We start from the raw sequence: 16630 nt of genomic DNA on the forward strand, positions 1-16630 counted from the left end.
TACGCGACTCCAGCCAAAGCGTTGTGTCAACGCATGGACAGTGGCAATTTTATTAGTTTCGTTGGTAGGTTGTTCGCAGCCCTCGACTGTATCCAGTTTGCACGATCTACACGAGCGCGTAGCCTTTACCTTAGATATTGAATTAACGCCGCTCACATTCGAGCCCCGACCGCCACAGTTACCTGACATTCGCATCCTCAAACCGACGGCATCAACACCCACCATGCGCTTTTTAACAGCGCTACAACTGAATCATTGTCGCGCGGGTCAACTGATTGCTGAGCGTAACAGTGCATTAGGTCGCCTTGATGATGGATTCTCTCGTTTTCAAGATGATCAAAGCCTCATTAAAGCGCTCAGACAATGTGCTAAGTCACCGCAGTCAGAAGCTTTTGCAGCTGAGCTCATTACCGCTGCGCAGCAACTGAGCGACACAACGTCTGCTCGTCTGGCACGCGCGCTTGCAACGGACAAAGGACTCAGGCACGCGCTAACGATGGCTGCAACGCCATTAGTTACCATTTCCGACACTGAATTTAGTCACAGTATAAATGCGTTGAATGCGGTCACTTCATGGCTTGAGGAGCCAAATACAGCCGTTGACCTTAATGAGCCCTTAAAAGTCTTGGCGCAAGAAAACTACTTGCCTCAACTGATGCGAAGCATCGCTGAGTACTCTGTTTTACTCACGCAATTTTCCTTGCAACTCGATAACCTTGCTCAGCCTGCCGGTTGCTTATCGAAAGGTATACCCGAGCGCGCTCACCGTTTACATAGCGCCTTTATTTCAGTTTTTATCAAACAAACGCAAGGCGACTTAGCAGATATACAACGCCAGTACCAACGTTTTAGCGAGGCATTAAACACGCTTGCAATGAGAGCGCCGCAACCTGAGCTTAAACACTATTTAAATCAATGGGCCCTTTACGACGCGCGGTTAACGCAAGCAACTAAGTCTTTCGTCCAACCCTGGCAACAGTTTTTTGAAGCATGTGGATTTAAGGCTGGACGCTAAATTTCGTACACTTTGGTGATTTAACAAGCAAACACACGCTATCCGATAAAAAAGTACTTGCATGCTTAACTTCAAATCAATAATATAGCGCCCGTCTTCACGACAACCCCAAACAGTGCGTCCGTAGCTCAGTTGGTTAGAGCGCTGCCTTGACATGGCAGAGGTCGGTAGTTCGAGTCTACTCGGACGCACCACTTCCTTAAATTTAACAATTTTTATTTTTATACCCTCTGATCCGCTCAAGTTGCTCTATTCGTAAGTTTCGCACATAGTTAATCTGCATCGTCAGTACACTTACCTGTAGCGAGGAGCTTCATGAGCCAATATAAAGCAATTAAACTAGTCAAACGTCCTCAGCCTGGTCCTGTCTCCAAGGATATTTTCGAGATCGTTGAACTCGATCGTCCCAGCGTCGACGACGGTCAAATACTGATTAAACAAACCCACATGTCATTGGATCCCGCCATGTTTGGCTGGATGAGCCCAGACAAAGAAAGTTATATTCCACCGGTTGAACTCGGCTCTGTGATGCGCAGTTCAGGTGTCGGTGAAGTCGTTGCAAGTAAACACCCTGATTTTGCCGAAGGCGATCGTGTCATGGGAATGATGGGCTGGCAGGAGTATGCGCTTAGCGATGGTCAAGGAATTAATAAAGTGCAAACAGATGCGCCCGATGAAATGGTGCTTTCGGTGTTTGCTCTTCCCGGCCTTACCGCAACACAAGGTCTATTAAACGTGGGAAAACCCAAACAAGGTGAAACGTTGGTAGTCACAGGCGCAGCCGGCTCCGTTGGCTCGATTGTCGGTCAAATGGCTAAAGCCGATGGCCTCTCGGTTATTGGCGTAGTCGGTTCAGACGAAAAAGCAGAGTGGATTGTTAACGAACTTGGGTTTGACGGCGCAGTCAACTACAAGACTGATGATATTCCCGCCAAGTTAGCTGAATTAACGCCTAATGGCATTGACCTCTATTTTGAGAATACCGGCGGTCCGATTCAACATGCGGTCATGGGACGCATGAATGCACATGGACGCATTGTTGTCTGTGGCATGATTGCGGATTACGATAAAGAGCAACCAAGCCCTGGACCGAGCTGGATTCCAATCATTAAGAAGCGACTGACAATTCAGGGCTTCACGATGCCTGACCATTTTGATCAAATCCCGACCTTACTGAAACAATTAACGCCTTACGTGACAAATGGCGATATCAAATATCGGGCTCACGTGCTTGAAGGCTTAGAGTCTGCGATTGAAGGACTTAACATGTTTCTAAGTGGTGAGAACCAAGGTAAATTACTGGTCAAACTATAATATTTCAGCCGCTTGCGTGTTCATCGCAGGCGGCTGTACAACCGACTACTCGTCAAAAAAAATGTCTTCAATAGAGCATTGAAATACCTTGGCAATTTTAAATGCCAGCGGTAAACTCGGGTCAAACTTTCCTGTTTCAATCGCGTTGATTGTTTGACGCGAAACCGACAGTGCTTGCGCAAGATCATTCTGAGTCCAGTTTCTCTCAGCCCTTAACACTTTGAGTCGGTTTTTCATTGGTATTTCCTCATCCCTAATAAAAGCGCAACAATATAAGTGACGCCGAGCACCATCATCAAGTGTGAAATCTCAAAATCAAAGCCCAACAAGCTATTTTGCGTTAGAGATGTCGCCGCAAGGCCTAAAACAACACTGATGCCAAGCGCTAAACTCATGGCCTCGAGTTGAACTTTTCGTTGTAGCTCGTCTTGATGGTCTAAGTGGCGTTTGTTCGCCCATATCATGGCAGCGCCCATAATAATATTTACCACCGTAGCTAAATAGGTCATTGTCGCGCTTTCCCACCATTGTTGTGGTCCAAAGCTCGACAACGCCAGTGTCAGTACCCATAACCCTGTCCAAACCGCCAGTATTTTATTCGATCGGCACTGCTGTTGCTGCCATTCGTTACGTTCAGTCATTTTTGTTCTCCATTCAGTAAAGTAAATAAAACACGTCATAATGTAAAATACACTTTACCATAGTAGACACACAAAGAATAAAGTCAAGTTTATTTGACATGCGAATCAATTATTGTGGATGAGTCTCTCAGCGCGCCAACTCAACTCGGTTTCGACCGTTTCGCTTTCCTTTGTAAAGCATCTCATCAGCGCGCTGAATGAGCAGATCCAAGCTGCGCTCATTGCTTTTCATTGCGATACCGACGGTGATACTGACCGAAACTTGGTTGAGCGGGGGTGGTAACTCGATTGCGTTGATATTGGAAGTTAACCGCTTAGCTAACTTGACCGCCTCTTTATGGTGCGTGTTCGGCATCGCCACGATAAACTCTTCACCACCAAAACGACCAACCACATCGACACGTCGAAGCGATTGACGAATGGTTTTAGCAACCTGCTTAAGTACCTCATCACCCCGCGTATGACCCCAAGTATCATTAATTTGCTTGAAGTGATCGACATCTATCATAAGTAAGCAAAATGCCGTGTTTTCGCGTAAAGCTCTTTCTAATAAAGCTTCAGCACGTTTAATAAAATGACTACGCGTATCAAGCTCGGTTAAGGTATCCCGTTCGGCTAATCTTCTTAACTGTGCTTCGAGAGACTTTCGGTGTTCTACTTCTTGTTGCAAGGCTAAATTCTGGTCGCGCTCTTCATTTAATAAAGAAAACTGCTTACGTTGGAGTATTTCAAGTCTTAACAACGCGCAATAACCGACAATATTCGCCATGATAAGAAGAAGAACGAGACGCGTAGCAGTAGGTGCGGATACGTCGGCATAGGCCACTGAAGCTACTATAAATCCAACACTGAGAAATCCACTCGCCCAACTGGCAATGGTTAATAGACTTGGAATGAGTAAATAGAATGCCATGATGGCGACAACAACCGCCGTAATTTGAGTATAAAGGCTTTCGGGTCTTAATGGGACAATCGAGATAATACCCGCGGCAAGAACCCATAACGGCAAGGCATGTAGAAGTGGTTTTCGAGAAAAACTACCGACCCGTCCAAGAATTAATGCCAACACGACACAACTTGAAACCACGACCACTCGCATCGATATTAAGGTATAAAAATCAGTTGAATGACCGAGCAGATTATAATCAGTGACAGCAAACATCGCGAAAATAAGGGAAACCAGCATCAGTGCTAAGCGAGAGTCATGCCTAACCCGTAATTTTATCGAGTCGCGATAGCTTGCTTCGAGCCGTGAATCCCTAAACTGCCCTGTTAGCCAATTAATGTCATTGTATTTTTGTTGTAATGACAAGCGAGAAAGTCCTTGTACATAAGTTATGATGGTGAGCACCGTTATCGTAATTCACGCAGAACTGTTTAACAAATAAAATACGCTGAAGCCGAGAAAATAGACACGGCACTTGACGAATCTATTGATTTAAGTGCGACACAAATATATATTCATAGCACAATGTTAAAAATAAGTATCCTTTAAATGTCATAGCGATTCGCTTGCATGTTATCTGTAATGTGAGTTCGATAGACGTTGAGTTAACGGTAGCGAGGAACCGTGATGCCGCGTAGAAGTAAATCATTAATCGAGGGGTTGCTCGACTTATTCTCAACTTGGCCTTGGTATATCAGTCTTTTTCTTGCCCCCATTACCTACTTTAGTATCAATCTCATTGTTCAGTCGCATACATGGGGTACCGTTGAAATAGACATTAATGATCCCACCAGCATGACCGCTTATATGGCCCACTTCATGGGGCAACTGCTGTTACCTCTATTGCAATTTGCGCTCCCTGCACTTCTAATTTTGGCCAGTATCGTTTCATTAATAAACGCTTTATCGAACCAACAACGCTATGAACGTGTTATCCAATCGTCCGAACCTGCCGTATTAAAAACTGTGGATTGGGAGCATTTTGAACAACTCGTTGGCGAATTTTTTAGCCGCGAGGGCTATCATGTGAAGCCAACACCTACTGGACCAGATGGTGGAATTGATTTAAGGATCGAACGAAACGGTCAGTTGTATTTGGTGCAATGTAAACAGTGGAAATATCGCAAAGTACCTGTTTCAGTCGTAAGGGAACTATTTGGTGTTGTCATAGCAGAAGGCGCCGCTGGTGGCTTTATCGTAACGTCTGGCGAGCTGACGCATGACGCGCACATTTTCGCAAAGGGAAAACCCATACATATTATCGATGGCGAAACCTTCCATCGATTTGTGCGACAACGCGAAAAAGCCGCTGTTAGATTTCCCCCAAGCCCAAACACACGTCCAACCACACAGGTTTGTCCCAAGTGTGAAGGGCCTATGGTAAAACGCATAGCCCGTCGTGGACCCCATAGGGGCGAATCTTTTTGGGGTTGCAAGCGGTTTCCAAAATGTCATGGCACGCGCCCATAGTGCTGGGTTAATCGCGTATGATGCGCGACCTACGCAACATGGGTGTCATAGTAATTGAGTAAAAGAGATATTGCATCGTCAAGCGGCGAGTCACTTTTCAGGATGTCAGCACTGTCGAGTAGCAAACGCATCATCACTTGGTTATCCTCCTCCTCTCGCCACATCTTAATGTAACTGCCCTCTCTATAGCCCCGTTGTTGGCGCACATGATTCAGCGCATTTTTCCCTACGTAACTGATATAAACCGCTTCTGCAGTACCGTAGGCTTGATATAACATGCTAAATAGTTGCGTCAATGATTCATCACCAAAGCACAACGGACGGTTTAAGTCTGGGCGTCCTTCTAACGCAGTATGACGCAACAACCACCGGGCGTCTCGAGCTTCATCAGCATGTGCGCGAATACTCGCTTCAGCGAGCTTAAGTGCGGCTGTCTCAACGGGACTGGCACTGTCATCTTCTACCAAAATTTCGATAACGTCAGACACCGCGAAGTGCAGCACATCGATCAACTCCATATTGGCTTGGGCGTGGTCGACGGTTTGCTTTTTCCACCACTTGTAGCCAAGGTGTTCATAGCGTTCACCAAGCTCCACAATGACAGCCGCGAAATCATCACGGACCAGTTTTGGCGCTATCGGCCAGTGTGCATCGAGGCCCTGATTAAATTGAGTCTGTAACTTAGCAATTTGTTGGGCTTGTTTGACCGTTAATTGAGTATCGGCGGGCATGAATGCGTCCTTGGTTGACGAATAGGGCAAAAGCGTACCTTATAGTAGCGGTTCGTAGGTTGCCCATGCAATAGGAAGGGTCAATAGATGTGGGTTACCTGGAATACAGATAACCCAGTTGCAACATTACTTAGGCATGATCCATGAGCCACCCACGCAACTTACGTTAGGTAACGCGAGGTAGTCTTGGTAGTTGCTCTCGTTGATACCGCCTGTGGGGCAAAAGCGAATGTCAGGGAACGGTCCATGAATCGATTTCAATAATTTTACGCCGCCAACGGCTTCAGCCGGAAACAACTTAAACCGATCATAGCCGTACTCGATCCCCATCATTAATTCAGATACGGTTGCAATGCCGGGAATCAATGGAATATCAGCGCCCTTGCCTGCCTCTAATAAAGCGGGCGTGGCACCTGGACTTATCGCAAATTGTGCGCCGGCCGTTTGTACTTGGGTAAGCTGAGTGATGTTTGTGACGGTACCCGCGCCAACAATAGCATCGGGTAGCTCGCGGCGCATTTCCTCAATCGCGTGCAACGCAGCGGTCGTCCTTAAGGTCACTTCCAACACTTTAAAGCCTTGCTTACAAAGTGTTCTCCCGAGCGGCACAGCCTGTTGAATGTCATCAATGACAATGACTGGAATAACGCTTGACGCATTAAGAATATCGTTAGCAGAATAGTTCATTAGAGTCCTCAATCGATATCAGCTGTCGCTGGTGCTTTACGCAATGTTTGTTTTAAGTACTGTGCCACGCCGCGCATGCCCGCATGTTCGGCGGTTATCACATAACAGGGAATCGACTCGGCTAAATTACAGAAACGACCTTTTTGTTCAAATCGTGTTCTAAATTCGGAAGCGGCCATGAGTGGCAATAGTTTGGGTACCACGCCTCCTGCGATATACACACCGCCACGAGTGTTAAGCGTGAGCGCAAGGTTGCCCGCAAAACTACCCAGGCTGGCAAAAAACTGATTGACGGTCTCTGTCGCTATCGCATCGCAGTTAGTTAAAGCGCGCGCTCCAATTGTCTTCGCGCGCAACGGCGGTACTGCTCTGTCGTGGTAGTGCGCAATGGCTTGATAAAGGTTTTCAATGCCGGGGCCGGAAAGAAGACGTTCTGCTGATACCCGACCATCAAAACGACGTGCCAGAAATTCGTGAATCGCCCACTCCTTTTCATTAAGTGGTGCCCAATCGGCATGCCCGCCCTCACCCGGCAACGGCATTACATCACCGTTAGGCATGTGCACCAAATGTCCCACACCGAGACCGGTACCTGCGCCAAGTACAGCACAGGGAGCCGTTTCCACCTTTTTACCGCCGCCGATTTTCTTCATCTCACTTTTATCGAGTGTCAGCAAGCTCATCGCAGCGGCCGCAAAATCGTTTAATACGATAAAACTGGTTAATCCCAGTGCTTCACGCGTACCACGCACGGAAAACTGCCAGTGGTGGTTAGTCATTTGAATCGAGTCACCCTCTGCTGGACAAGCAATGGCAATCGCGACATGTTCTAACGCAACGTCTTGTTGCTCACGATAAGCAATGAGCGCATCAGTTAGATTCAAATAATCCGCACAAGGAAACACTTGTATGCGATCGAGTTCAAAGGTTTTTAAGTTGATACGACCGAAACGCGCATTGGTACCACCAATATCTGCGACCACGGCAAATTCCGTGCTTAGGTCGAGTTGTGAGTCATTTACCATTTACTGATCTTCCCTAAAGAGCACGGATGCGCCTGACTCAGCGCCACTCAAATTAGCTCGAAAGTTGCCAAACAACTCTCGTCCCATGCCAAATTGATATTCTGATAAATCTGGCGCGACTATATCACGCGCATTGAGTTCATTCTCGTCAACAAGCACCTCTAAACGGGCATTTTCAAAGTCAACGCTAACCAAGTCACCATCCTTGATCTTCGCGATCACCCCTCCATCGACCGCTTCGGGCGTTACGTGGATAGCCGCAGGCACTGTCCCTGATGCGCCTGACATACGCCCATCCGTGACTAAAGCCACGTGGTAACCGCGCTTTTGTAGAACACTCAGTGATGGCGTTAGCTTATGCAGCTCAGGCATACCGTTGGCTTTGGGTCCTTGATAACGCACAACGACTACACAATCTTTGTTGAGCTTATCCGCTTTGAATGCATCAACCAGTTCATGCTGGCTGGTAAACACCGCTGCCGGTGCAGTGATCGGTTTGATGCCCTCAGGTAGAGAGGATGTTTTGATGACCGCACGGCCCAAGTTACCAGACAGGACCTCTAAGCCTCCATGCTTATTGAATGCTTGGGTGTGCGGTCGTAAAACGTCTTCGTCGAGCGATTCTTCAGCAATATCGACCCAGGTCAGTTGCCCTTCTTCGGTGAGCGTTGGGCGCTGCTGATATTTGTCGAGCCCGTGGCCGACAACCGTCTCAACGTCGTTATGTAATAAACCGGCTCGCAATAGTTCACGAATTAAGAACGGCATACCGCCGGCGCGTTGAAAGTGATTAATATCCGCTTGTCCATTAGGATATATTCGTGTCAATAACGGCGTAACGGATGATAACTCAGCGAAATCATTCCAATCGACTTGATAACCTGCGGCTTTTGCTACCGCTACAAGGTGCATGGTGTGATTGGTCGAGCCGCCTGTTGCCAACAGACCAATGATCCCGTTTACGATAGTCTTAGCCGTCACAATTTCGCCGATAGGCCGATAATCGGCTCCCAGATCGGTGATACGCGTGACGTGCTGCGCAGCGGCACGAGTCAATTGCTCACGCAGTTCACTGCCAGGATTCACGAACGAAGCACCGGGCAGGTGCAACCCCATCATCTCAATGACCAGCTGATTCGAGTTGGCGGTGCCGTAAAACGTGCACGTTCCCGCCGAGTGATAAGATGCAGATTCAGCGTCAAGTAACTGTTCCTTATCAACTTTACCTTCCGCATAAAGCTCGCGGATACGCGCCTTTTCTTTATTAGAAATACCCGACGGCATGGGACCTGCAGGTACGAAAATAAATGGCATATGACCAAAGCTCAATGCAGCGATCAATAGACCGGGTACGATCTTATCGCAAATGCCAAGCATCAAGCCGCCATCAAACATGTTGTGTGACAAACTCACAGCGGTTGCCATGGCAATGACGTCGCGACTCAGTAGGCTCAACTCCATGCCCGGTTGTCCTTGCGTAACCCCGTCACACATAGCGGGCACACCGCCGGCGACTTGTGCGACGCTGCCAACATCACGAATCGCCTTTTTTAGCTTTTCCGGATAATCATGGTAAGGCTGGTGAGCTGATAGCATATCGTTATACGCTGTCACGATACCAATATTTGCTTTCGTCAAGCTGCGCAGCTCACTTTTGTCCGATTGACCACAAGCAGCAAATCCATGCGCTAAATTACCGCATGACAAAGCGCTACGGTGTGGACCTTTGCGTCGCGCATGTTTCATGCGCTCCTGATATGCGTGACGTGTTGCTTCGCTGCGCGCTTCAATACGCTGCGTTACGCGTTCTACTACCGGATTCATAAGCACCTCTTACGCGGCTGAATAGTAAACATTAATAGGCGTTGTTCCCGCGTGAACAAAATCACTAATCGGATATTTTTTCGGATCAGGTTGCTCGAGCGCTGTTTGCAATACCGACCATTTATCATCGCCCGTAATGTGGAAAAACACATTATGACTGTTCAACAGGCGCTGTTTGGTTAAACTCAGTCGTGTATAAGGTGCCGTTGTTGGCTGCGTCGCAATCAGTGCCTGCGGCTGAGTTAACCCAGCTTCAAGTTGCTCGCAACATGGAAAGAGTGAAGCGGTATGCCCGTCGTTACCCATGCCCAACACGACCACGTCAAATGTGGGTAAACTCGCTATTCTGGTTTCTAATGCTTTAGCAGCATTTTCAGCATGTTCATGACCTGTAAAAAGACTGACGTACTTAGCAGCAGCCGCTTTATTCTTCAATAAACAAGTTTTTATCAGCTTATCGTTGCTGTCGTCTGAATCGGGTAACACCCAGCGTTCATCAGCTAACAATATAGTAACCTTTGACCAATCAATAGACTGTTCATTAAGCTCAGAAAATAAAGGCTTCGGTGTGCGTCCACCGGATACCACTAAGGTCGCTTCGCCCTTTTGTTCGATGGCGCACGCAAGAATTTCTGCGATACGATCGCTTAATGAACTCGATAATGCTTGGTTACTATCAAAAGTATTCACGTTGATTCCCTCTATTTTATTCATCCCACTGTCTTCCGTCATGCGCTAATAAAGAAACGGCGGATACAGGTCCCCAGGTGCCTGCGTGATAAGGTTTTGGCGGCTGTTCATTTTGTTCCCATGCAGCGAGAATGCCATCGACCCAACGCCATGCATACTCGACCTCGTCACGGTGCACAAATAGGTATTGGTTACCCTGCATTGCCTCGAGCATGAGTCGCTCATAAGCATCGGCAATACGCTTTTTCTCGAACGTTTCATCAAAACTTAAATCCAGTGTGGTCGCCTTTAGGTGCATTTGTTTGCCAAGACCCGGGATCTTATTCAACATTTGCACTTCCACACCTTCGTCGGGTTGGAGGCGAATAACCAATTTGTTTGGCTGTAAATCTGTGGTTGTATCGCTAAAGATGTTGTGAGGCTGTTTCTTAAATGTAATGACGACTTCACTGCGTTTTTCTGGCATGCGCTTGCCTGTACGCAAATAGAATGGAACGCCTGACCAACGCCAGTTATCAATATTGACTTTTAGGGCGACAAAGGTTTCTGTATCGCTATTCTCGCGAGCGCCCTCTTCCTGCAAATAACCCGGTACTTTTTGCTCACCGATAAAACCACCTTGATACTGACCTCGTACCGAAACATCTTTGCAGTTTGACGTATCAATCGGTCGTAGAGCTTTCAAGACCTTTAACTTCTCCTCACGAATACTCTCTGCATCAAGCCGAGAGGGTGGCTCCATTGCAATGAGCGAGAGCACTTGCAGTAGATGATTCTGCACCATATCACGTAACTGACCCGCGTCATCGTAATAGCTCCAACGCCCTTCGACACCCACTTTCTCGGCAGCCGTAATCTGAATATGGTCAATAGCCGAGTTGTCCCAGTTGGAAGCAAATAGTGCATTGGCAAAACGTAGCGCGAGCAAATTTAATACGGTTTCTTTACCGAGGTAATGGTCGATTCGATAGATTTGACTCTCTTGAAAGTACTGCGCCACCGCTTGGTTAATCGTTTGTGAAGAAGCTAAATTGTGACCGATAGGTTTTTCCAGAATAACCCGCGTACTGTCATGAATCAGTGACTGGCGGCTTAAGCCGGCGCAAATAGTGGCATACAGACTAGGTGGCGTAGCGAGATAAAACACGCGATCGACCTCATCGGAGGTCGAGGCTTTGAGTGCTTGGTAAGCTTCATCTTGAGAAAAATCCATTTCAACATAATGAAAGCGCTTACAAAAACGTGCCAATACATCGTCAACTAACTCATCGTTAGACACAAACGTTTGCAGCGTATCCTTAACACGCTCTTCAAACTGGCTGGCACTTAATTCCTCTCTGGCGACACCAATAATTTTACTCTCTTGATGCAATAACCCACTGCGATCTAATTGAAAAAGCGCAGGAATTAATTTGCGCCGTGACAGGTCACCCAGCACCCCGAATAACACTAAATCACTGCGTTGCAAACTGTCTGTCATGCATGCCTCGATTAATTTTAGTTGCTTGTTTTTGTAACTTTACTACATTTAGACTAGTTTAAGGGTGATAACTTTGTCAATATAACAAATAATTTCGTAACTAAATTACATAATGAGTCGTAAAACATATGGATTTGATTAACCGTATCTCGTCAGAGCAGAGTCAGTTCAGCAAGTCTGAACGCAAAGTGGCTGCGCTGATTTTGCATGAGCCCGAGCAAGCCATCCACCGAAGCATTGCCAGTTTGGCGGCTCTGGCGGGTGTCAGCGAACCGACCGTCAATCGATTTTGTCGTCGCTTGGGATGCAAAGGCTATCCTGACTTTAAGTTACAGCTAGCACAAAGTCTGGCGCAAGGTACGCCGTACGTGAACCGCGATATCGAAGAGAACGACAATGTTGATCAAATCACACAGAAGATTTTTGACTCAACATTAAATGCGTTGAGTATTGCGCGGCAGTCGCTGGATAGCCGCCCTATTGCTGCCACCGTTGAAGCCATGGTGAGTGCTCGAAAAATCGCATTTTTTGGTTTCGGTGCGTCCGCCTCTGTCGCCCACGACGCACAGAACAAATTTGCCCGATTTGATACGCCATCGGTGTTTTCAGATGATCCACTGGTCCAACGTATGTGGGCTATTAATAGCGAACCTAATGACGTCCTTGTTTGCATAAGCCACACGGGCCGCACCAAGGCACTCTGTGAAATAGCCGCCATAGCACACAACAACAAGGCAACGGTCATCGGTATAACGGCACCGAATAGCCCGCTATCCGAAAACTGTCAATTTACTGTGTCGACAAACGTGCCCGAAGATACCGACCAATATATGCCAATGGCCTCTCGTATCGCTCAGTTGGTACTAATTGACGCGATCATTGCCGGTTACACATTGCAACGAGGCCCTAAATTTAGAGAAAAACTCGCGCGTGTAAAAGAGGGTCTCAAGGGCTCCCGTTACAGCAAACAAACCACAACAAAAGAATAGTTAGGAGTAGTTATGCCCATTCGTATAGCAATTAATGGTTTTGGACGAATCGGAAAAAATATTGTACGCGCTCTTTATGAACGAGGTCTGACTGACCATATCGAGCTCGTCGCGATTAACGACCTTGGCTCACCCGATGTACTTGCACATCTGCTTCAATTTGACACGGTGCACGGTCGATTTGCTGCGCAAGTGGAAGCTGGCATCGATAGCTTGTCGATAGATAGCCATACTGTAAGTGTTTACGCTGAGCGTGATCCGAGCCAGCTACCCTGGCAGGCACTAAACATTGATGTTGTACTAGAATGTACAGGCTTATTCACGGAACGCGATAAAGCCAAAGCACACATTGATGCTGGCGCAAAAAAAGTAATTATCTCTGCACCAGGCAAAAACGTTGATGCGACCGTCGTGTTCGGTATTAATGATGAAATACTAACAGCAGACATGGATATTATTTCGAACGCCTCCTGCACAACTAACTGTTTGGCACCGGTGGCGAAAATACTGCACGAATCCCTGGGTATTGAGTCCGGTTTGATGACCACCGTGCATGCATACACTAACGATCAGCGCTTAACTGACTCCTATCACAGCGACTTACAACGTGCCCGAGCAGCTGCACAAAACATGATTCCATCAAAAACAGGCGCAGCTGCCGCGGTTGGACTCGTTATTCCCGAGTTACAGGGTCGTTTTGATGGTTTGGCTGTGCGTGTCCCGACCCCGAATGTGTCTTTAGTGGACCTCAACTTTATCGCAGCACGTGATACAACCGTAGAAGAGGTGAACGCTATCGTTAAAGCCGCTACAAACCAAGCGCCTATGAGCCAGGTCTTGGCGATCAACGAGTTACCTTTGGTCTCCTCTGACTACAATCATAATGATCATTCGAGTATTTTTGATGCGCGCCAAACTCGGGTCAATGGACGGTTAGTTAAAGTGATGGCGTGGTACGACAATGAGTGGGGCTTTAGTAATCGTATGCTTGATAATACAATAGCTCTGATGAATGCGGCGTCCAAAAAGGTTGTCACAAATTCTAAACAAGAAGTTAATACCACACATTGACGTTGTTAATTTTTTGTTCTAATTTGTGAAAGCGCTTACATTTTCTACGCAGCCGTACAACAAGAACGATGAATCAGGAATTCAATTATGAACCCGATAACAACAAAAATACGCCCTATTGCCGCAGCGCTCGTAGCGCTCGGCTTAGTGGGGTGTGGTGGCGACAGTGTCGAAACCAACACTGACTACACCCAAATTGATACTACTGCTCCCGTTGAGGACTGGGAACTTGTTTGGAGTGACGAGTTCGACGGTAACAGTATTGACGAACGTAAATGGAACTTTGAAGTCAACTGCCAAGGTGGCGGCAATAATGAGCAACAATGCTACACCGACAGTCCTGACAATGCGTATGTTTCCGACGATACTTTGAAAATAGTTGCCCTGCCCGCTGGAGAAGGTGCTGAGAAACCATATACATCAGCACGTTTAAACAGCAAAATGAAAGGTGACTTCAAGTACGGCCGTATCGAAGTACGTGCAAAAATGCCGTCCGGGCAAGGTAGTTGGCCCGCAGTCTGGATGATGCCAACCGATTCAGTCTATGGTACTTGGCCGAAATCTGGCGAAATCGATATTGTCGAAGCCGTTAACCTCAAAACGACCGACGAAGAAGGTAACGTTGAGAACAATGTCCACGGTACCCTTCATTATGGTAGCGAATGGCCTGATAACGATTCTTCGGGCAAGTCATACGCGGTAGAAGGTAATCCAGCAGATGCTTTCCACACCTATGCTATCGAATGGCAAGAAGGCGAAATTCGTTGGTACGTAGACGATTATCTATATGCAACTCAAATGGAGTCCACGGTTCGCTATAACAGCAAAGGTGAAGCCATTGGTTTGAATCATCAAGGTTGGTATACCGAGTTTTATAATCAGAGTACAGGTGAGCTGGAAGTTGCCTATGGTCCTGAGCCATTTGACCAACGTTTTTACCTCATCATGAATCTTGCAGTCGGCGGAGACTGGCCAGAAAACACGAATAACACGGGCATAGATGAAAGCGCTTTCGCAGAAGGTCAAACGTTAGAAATCGACTATATTCGCGTATTCCAATGCTCACAAAACCCGGATACGGGTAAAGGTTGTGAAACCGTTCGTGCGGGTTATAAAGACGAAGAAACCCTTGTCACAGGTAAAGCCCCTATTCCAGTACCTCCAAGTACAACTATCCCCGACACGTTAACCATTTTTGACGGCACGCCTAATCCAGCGTGGCCTGCATGGGATTGCTGTGGTGGCTCAACCCCCGAGTTGATCAGTGATGCCGACAAAGGTGATGTTTACAAGTTTGTGGTCAACGAAACACCGACTGTAAATGGCTTTGTAAGTCGCGAAGCATTTATTGAAGACGAAACCGTTTCGCCACAACCTTACGATGCTTCACAAATCATCGATTCAGGCTATTTCACCTTTGACTTAAAAGTGGTAACGCCACCCAGTAACGGCGGCGCAGAATGGCTGTTCAAGGTTGAAAACAACGACGGTCAATACGCAGGACAACTGCCGCTAACTGCGAGCGAAGAAGGTGTCGCTCCAACAGTCGGCGAATGGCAAACTTATACCTTCCCAATTAAAGCATTGGTCGACGCCGGCTTAAAAGAAGCCTCAGCAATCGATGTGTTAATGATCTTCCCGACATGGGATATGGGTAATGGTGCTGAATACCTTGTTACTAACGCCGAGATCGTATCACCAGAAGCGGCATCGCCTGAACTGGTTTTATTCGGTGACAGCGAAAACCCTGACTGGCCCATGTGGGACTGTTGTGGCGGTACGACGCCCATTGTTGTTACTGATGAAGAACGTGGCAATGTCGCGGAGTTTTCTGTTGGCGCGGAACCCGCAGTATTGGGCTTTAAGCCACCGGAAGATTCAGGTATCAAGTTTGATGCGAGCGCCCTAATGGTCGAAGGTGTGGTTCAGTTCGATTTAAAAGTCGTCGAGTCACCCTCTAATCCTGACGCTGTTTGGAAATTCAAGATTGAATCCAACAACGCGAAATCAGCGCTTGAACTTGACCTCACTGAGGGTAGCGGTGGCGCAGAGCCGGTCGTGGGTGAATGGCAAACCTATACCTTTAGTTTGCAAGAAATCGCCAATCAAGGTTTTGACCTCTCTGCCATTGACGTTGTCATGATGTACCCTGCTTGGGACACCGGTGAAGGCGCTGTCTATCGTGTTGATGAGGCACGCATTTATAATCCTAGTGCTGGGCAAGAAGGTTTGGCGATATTCGAAGAGTCCTTGAACGAAGACTGGAACCTGTTTGATTGCTGTGCCGGTTCCAAACCTGGCGTCGTCGATAGTGGCGATGATCATGGACAAGTCACTGAGTTCGTCATTCAAAGTACCCCTGATACGGTACTTGGTTTCCAAGCGAAGGACGAGGTTTCTTTTGACGCTTCAGCGATGTTAGCTAACGGTGCAATCAGTTTTGATATTCGGGTTATGAGTCAGCCGGAAGGTGCTGACGCACAGTGGTTATTTAAAGTTGAATCGAGCGATAGCAAAATATTCGTGGAAGTGCCTCTGGCCAGCGGTAACTACGGCGAAGAGCCAGTAGCAGGTGAATGGGCGACATATAACTTTACCCTGCAATCACTGTTTGACGCAGGTTTAGATATTAGCGATATCAAAACCATTATGATTTTCCCGACCTGGGGTCAGTCGCTCGGTGCTGAGTATCAAGTCGATAACTTAGTCATCGATAACTTCTAAGCAGTACGACAAACAGAAATGGA

General features: G+C 47.3%; 15 protein-coding genes and 1 tRNA gene. 7 read left to right on the forward strand and 9 right to left on the reverse strand.

Features of this window, described 5'->3' with window-relative positions:
• Positions 1 to 40 precede the first annotated feature (40 nt).
• From AWU56_RS08915 to AWU56_RS08925, 3 genes are all read left to right on the forward strand, one after another.
• Positions 41 to 1015, forward strand: coding sequence for a DUF3080 family protein (locus AWU56_RS08915; protein WP_286682293.1), 975 nt, complete (start codon positions 41 to 43; stop codon positions 1013 to 1015).
• A gap of 117 nt (positions 1016 to 1132) precedes the next feature.
• A tRNA-Val gene (locus tag AWU56_RS08920) sits at positions 1133 to 1209 on the forward strand.
• A gap of 121 nt (positions 1210 to 1330) precedes the next feature.
• Positions 1331 to 2329, forward strand: a complete 999-nt coding sequence (locus AWU56_RS08925) for an NADP-dependent oxidoreductase (protein WP_286682294.1) — start codon at positions 1331 to 1333, stop codon at positions 2327 to 2329.
• A 45-nt stretch (positions 2330 to 2374) separates the two neighbouring features.
• Here the strand turns inward: AWU56_RS08925 and AWU56_RS08930 are convergent, their stop codons facing one another.
• From AWU56_RS08930 to AWU56_RS08940, 3 genes are all read right to left on the reverse strand, one after another.
• Complete coding sequence (locus AWU56_RS08930; protein WP_071462655.1) at positions 2375 to 2566, reverse strand: helix-turn-helix transcriptional regulator; 192 nt, start codon at positions 2564 to 2566, stop codon at positions 2375 to 2377.
• Complete coding sequence (locus AWU56_RS08935; protein WP_286682295.1) at positions 2563 to 2970, reverse strand: hypothetical protein; 408 nt, start codon at positions 2968 to 2970, stop codon at positions 2563 to 2565. The genes AWU56_RS08930 and AWU56_RS08935 overlap by 4 nt, the downstream gene beginning before the upstream one ends.
• Before the next feature lie 127 nt (positions 2971 to 3097).
• A complete protein-coding gene (locus tag AWU56_RS08940) occupies positions 3098 to 4282 on the reverse strand; it encodes a GGDEF domain-containing protein (RefSeq protein WP_286682296.1) in 1185 nt (394 codons plus the stop codon).
• Positions 4283 to 4543: 261 nt separating this feature from the next.
• On the opposite strand from AWU56_RS08940, the gene AWU56_RS08945 reads away from it, so the two are divergent.
• The gene (locus tag AWU56_RS08945) at positions 4544 to 5386 is read left to right on the forward strand and encodes a restriction endonuclease (protein ID WP_286682297.1); all 843 of its coding nucleotides are present in this window, start codon (positions 4544 to 4546) and stop codon (positions 5384 to 5386) included.
• 29 nt (positions 5387 to 5415) lie between these two features.
• Here the strand turns inward: AWU56_RS08945 and AWU56_RS08950 are convergent, their stop codons facing one another.
• The 6 genes from AWU56_RS08950 to zwf all read right to left on the reverse strand — a co-directional run bounded on the left by AWU56_RS08950 (position 5416) and on the right by zwf (position 11823).
• The gene (locus tag AWU56_RS08950; RefSeq protein ID WP_006955410.1) at positions 5416 to 6117 is read right to left on the reverse strand and encodes a dUTPase; all 702 of its coding nucleotides are present in this window, start codon (positions 6115 to 6117) and stop codon (positions 5416 to 5418) included.
• Positions 6118 to 6243: 126 nt separating this feature from the next.
• Positions 6244 to 6804, reverse strand: coding sequence for a bifunctional 4-hydroxy-2-oxoglutarate aldolase/2-dehydro-3-deoxy-phosphogluconate aldolase (locus tag AWU56_RS08955; protein WP_006955411.1), 561 nt, complete (start codon positions 6802 to 6804; stop codon positions 6244 to 6246).
• 8 nt (positions 6805 to 6812) lie between these two features.
• The gene (gene glk, locus AWU56_RS08960) at positions 6813 to 7829 is read right to left on the reverse strand and encodes a glucokinase (RefSeq protein WP_272977501.1); all 1017 of its coding nucleotides are present in this window, start codon (positions 7827 to 7829) and stop codon (positions 6813 to 6815) included.
• Complete coding sequence (gene edd / locus AWU56_RS08965; protein WP_286682298.1) at positions 7830 to 9653, reverse strand: phosphogluconate dehydratase; 1824 nt, start codon at positions 9651 to 9653, stop codon at positions 7830 to 7832.
• 9 nt (positions 9654 to 9662) lie between these two features.
• The gene (gene pgl / locus AWU56_RS08970; protein ID WP_286682299.1) at positions 9663 to 10367 is read right to left on the reverse strand and encodes a 6-phosphogluconolactonase; all 705 of its coding nucleotides are present in this window, start codon (positions 10365 to 10367) and stop codon (positions 9663 to 9665) included.
• A complete protein-coding gene (gene zwf / locus AWU56_RS08975; RefSeq protein WP_286682300.1) occupies positions 10360 to 11823 on the reverse strand; it encodes a glucose-6-phosphate dehydrogenase in 1464 nt (487 codons plus the stop codon). The genes pgl and zwf overlap by 8 nt, the downstream gene beginning before the upstream one ends.
• A 128-nt stretch (positions 11824 to 11951) precedes the next feature.
• Between zwf and hexR the strand changes: the two genes are divergently transcribed.
• From hexR to AWU56_RS08990, 3 genes are all read left to right on the forward strand, one after another.
• Positions 11952 to 12812, forward strand: a complete 861-nt coding sequence (hexR, locus tag AWU56_RS08980) for a transcriptional regulator HexR (protein ID WP_006955416.1) — start codon at positions 11952 to 11954, stop codon at positions 12810 to 12812.
• Positions 12813 to 12824: 12 nt separating this feature from the next.
• Positions 12825 to 13883: a type I glyceraldehyde-3-phosphate dehydrogenase gene (gene gap, locus AWU56_RS08985; RefSeq protein ID WP_286682301.1), complete on the forward strand. Its 1059-nt coding sequence runs from the start codon at positions 12825 to 12827 to the stop codon at positions 13881 to 13883.
• 87 nt (positions 13884 to 13970) lie between these two features.
• Complete coding sequence (locus AWU56_RS08990) at positions 13971 to 16607, forward strand: glycoside hydrolase family 16 protein (protein ID WP_286682302.1); 2637 nt, start codon at positions 13971 to 13973, stop codon at positions 16605 to 16607.
• Positions 16608 to 16630: the final 23 nt, after the last annotated feature.

Source organism: Idiomarina sp. T82-3 (assembly GCF_001577655.1).
Classification (GTDB): domain Bacteria; phylum Pseudomonadota; class Gammaproteobacteria; order Enterobacterales; family Alteromonadaceae; genus Idiomarina; species Idiomarina baltica.

Bases quoted from the DNA above. Each gene is read 5' to 3' on its own strand.
- AWU56_RS08925 (WP_286682294.1), top strand. From the start codon at position 1,331: ATGAGCCAATATAAAGCAATTAAACTAGTCAAACGTCCTCAGCCTGGT.
- AWU56_RS08930 (WP_071462655.1), bottom strand. From the start codon at position 2,566: ATGAAAAACCGACTCAAAGTGTTAAGGGCTGAGAGAAACTGGACTCAG.
- AWU56_RS08935 (WP_286682295.1), bottom strand. From the start codon at position 2,970: ATGACTGAACGTAACGAATGGCAGCAACAGCAGTGCCGATCGAATAAA.
- AWU56_RS08945 (WP_286682297.1), top strand. From the start codon at position 4,544: ATGCCGCGTAGAAGTAAATCATTAATCGAGGGGTTGCTCGACTTATTC.
- AWU56_RS08950 (WP_006955410.1), bottom strand. From the start codon at position 6,117: ATGCCCGCCGATACTCAATTAACGGTCAAACAAGCCCAACAAATTGCT.
- AWU56_RS08955 (WP_006955411.1), bottom strand. From the start codon at position 6,804: ATGAACTATTCTGCTAACGATATTCTTAATGCGTCAAGCGTTATTCCA.
- glk (WP_272977501.1), bottom strand. From the start codon at position 7,829: ATGGTAAATGACTCACAACTCGACCTAAGCACGGAATTTGCCGTGGTC.
- edd (WP_286682298.1), bottom strand. From the start codon at position 9,653: ATGAATCCGGTAGTAGAACGCGTAACGCAGCGTATTGAAGCGCGCAGC.
- pgl (WP_286682299.1), bottom strand. From the start codon at position 10,367: ATGAATAAAATAGAGGGAATCAACGTGAATACTTTTGATAGTAACCAA.
- zwf (WP_286682300.1), bottom strand. From the start codon at position 11,823: ATGACAGACAGTTTGCAACGCAGTGATTTAGTGTTATTCGGGGTGCTG.
- hexR (WP_006955416.1), top strand. From the start codon at position 11,952: ATGGATTTGATTAACCGTATCTCGTCAGAGCAGAGTCAGTTCAGCAAG.
- gap (WP_286682301.1), top strand. From the start codon at position 12,825: ATGCCCATTCGTATAGCAATTAATGGTTTTGGACGAATCGGAAAAAAT.
- AWU56_RS08990 (WP_286682302.1), top strand. From the start codon at position 13,971: ATGAACCCGATAACAACAAAAATACGCCCTATTGCCGCAGCGCTCGTA.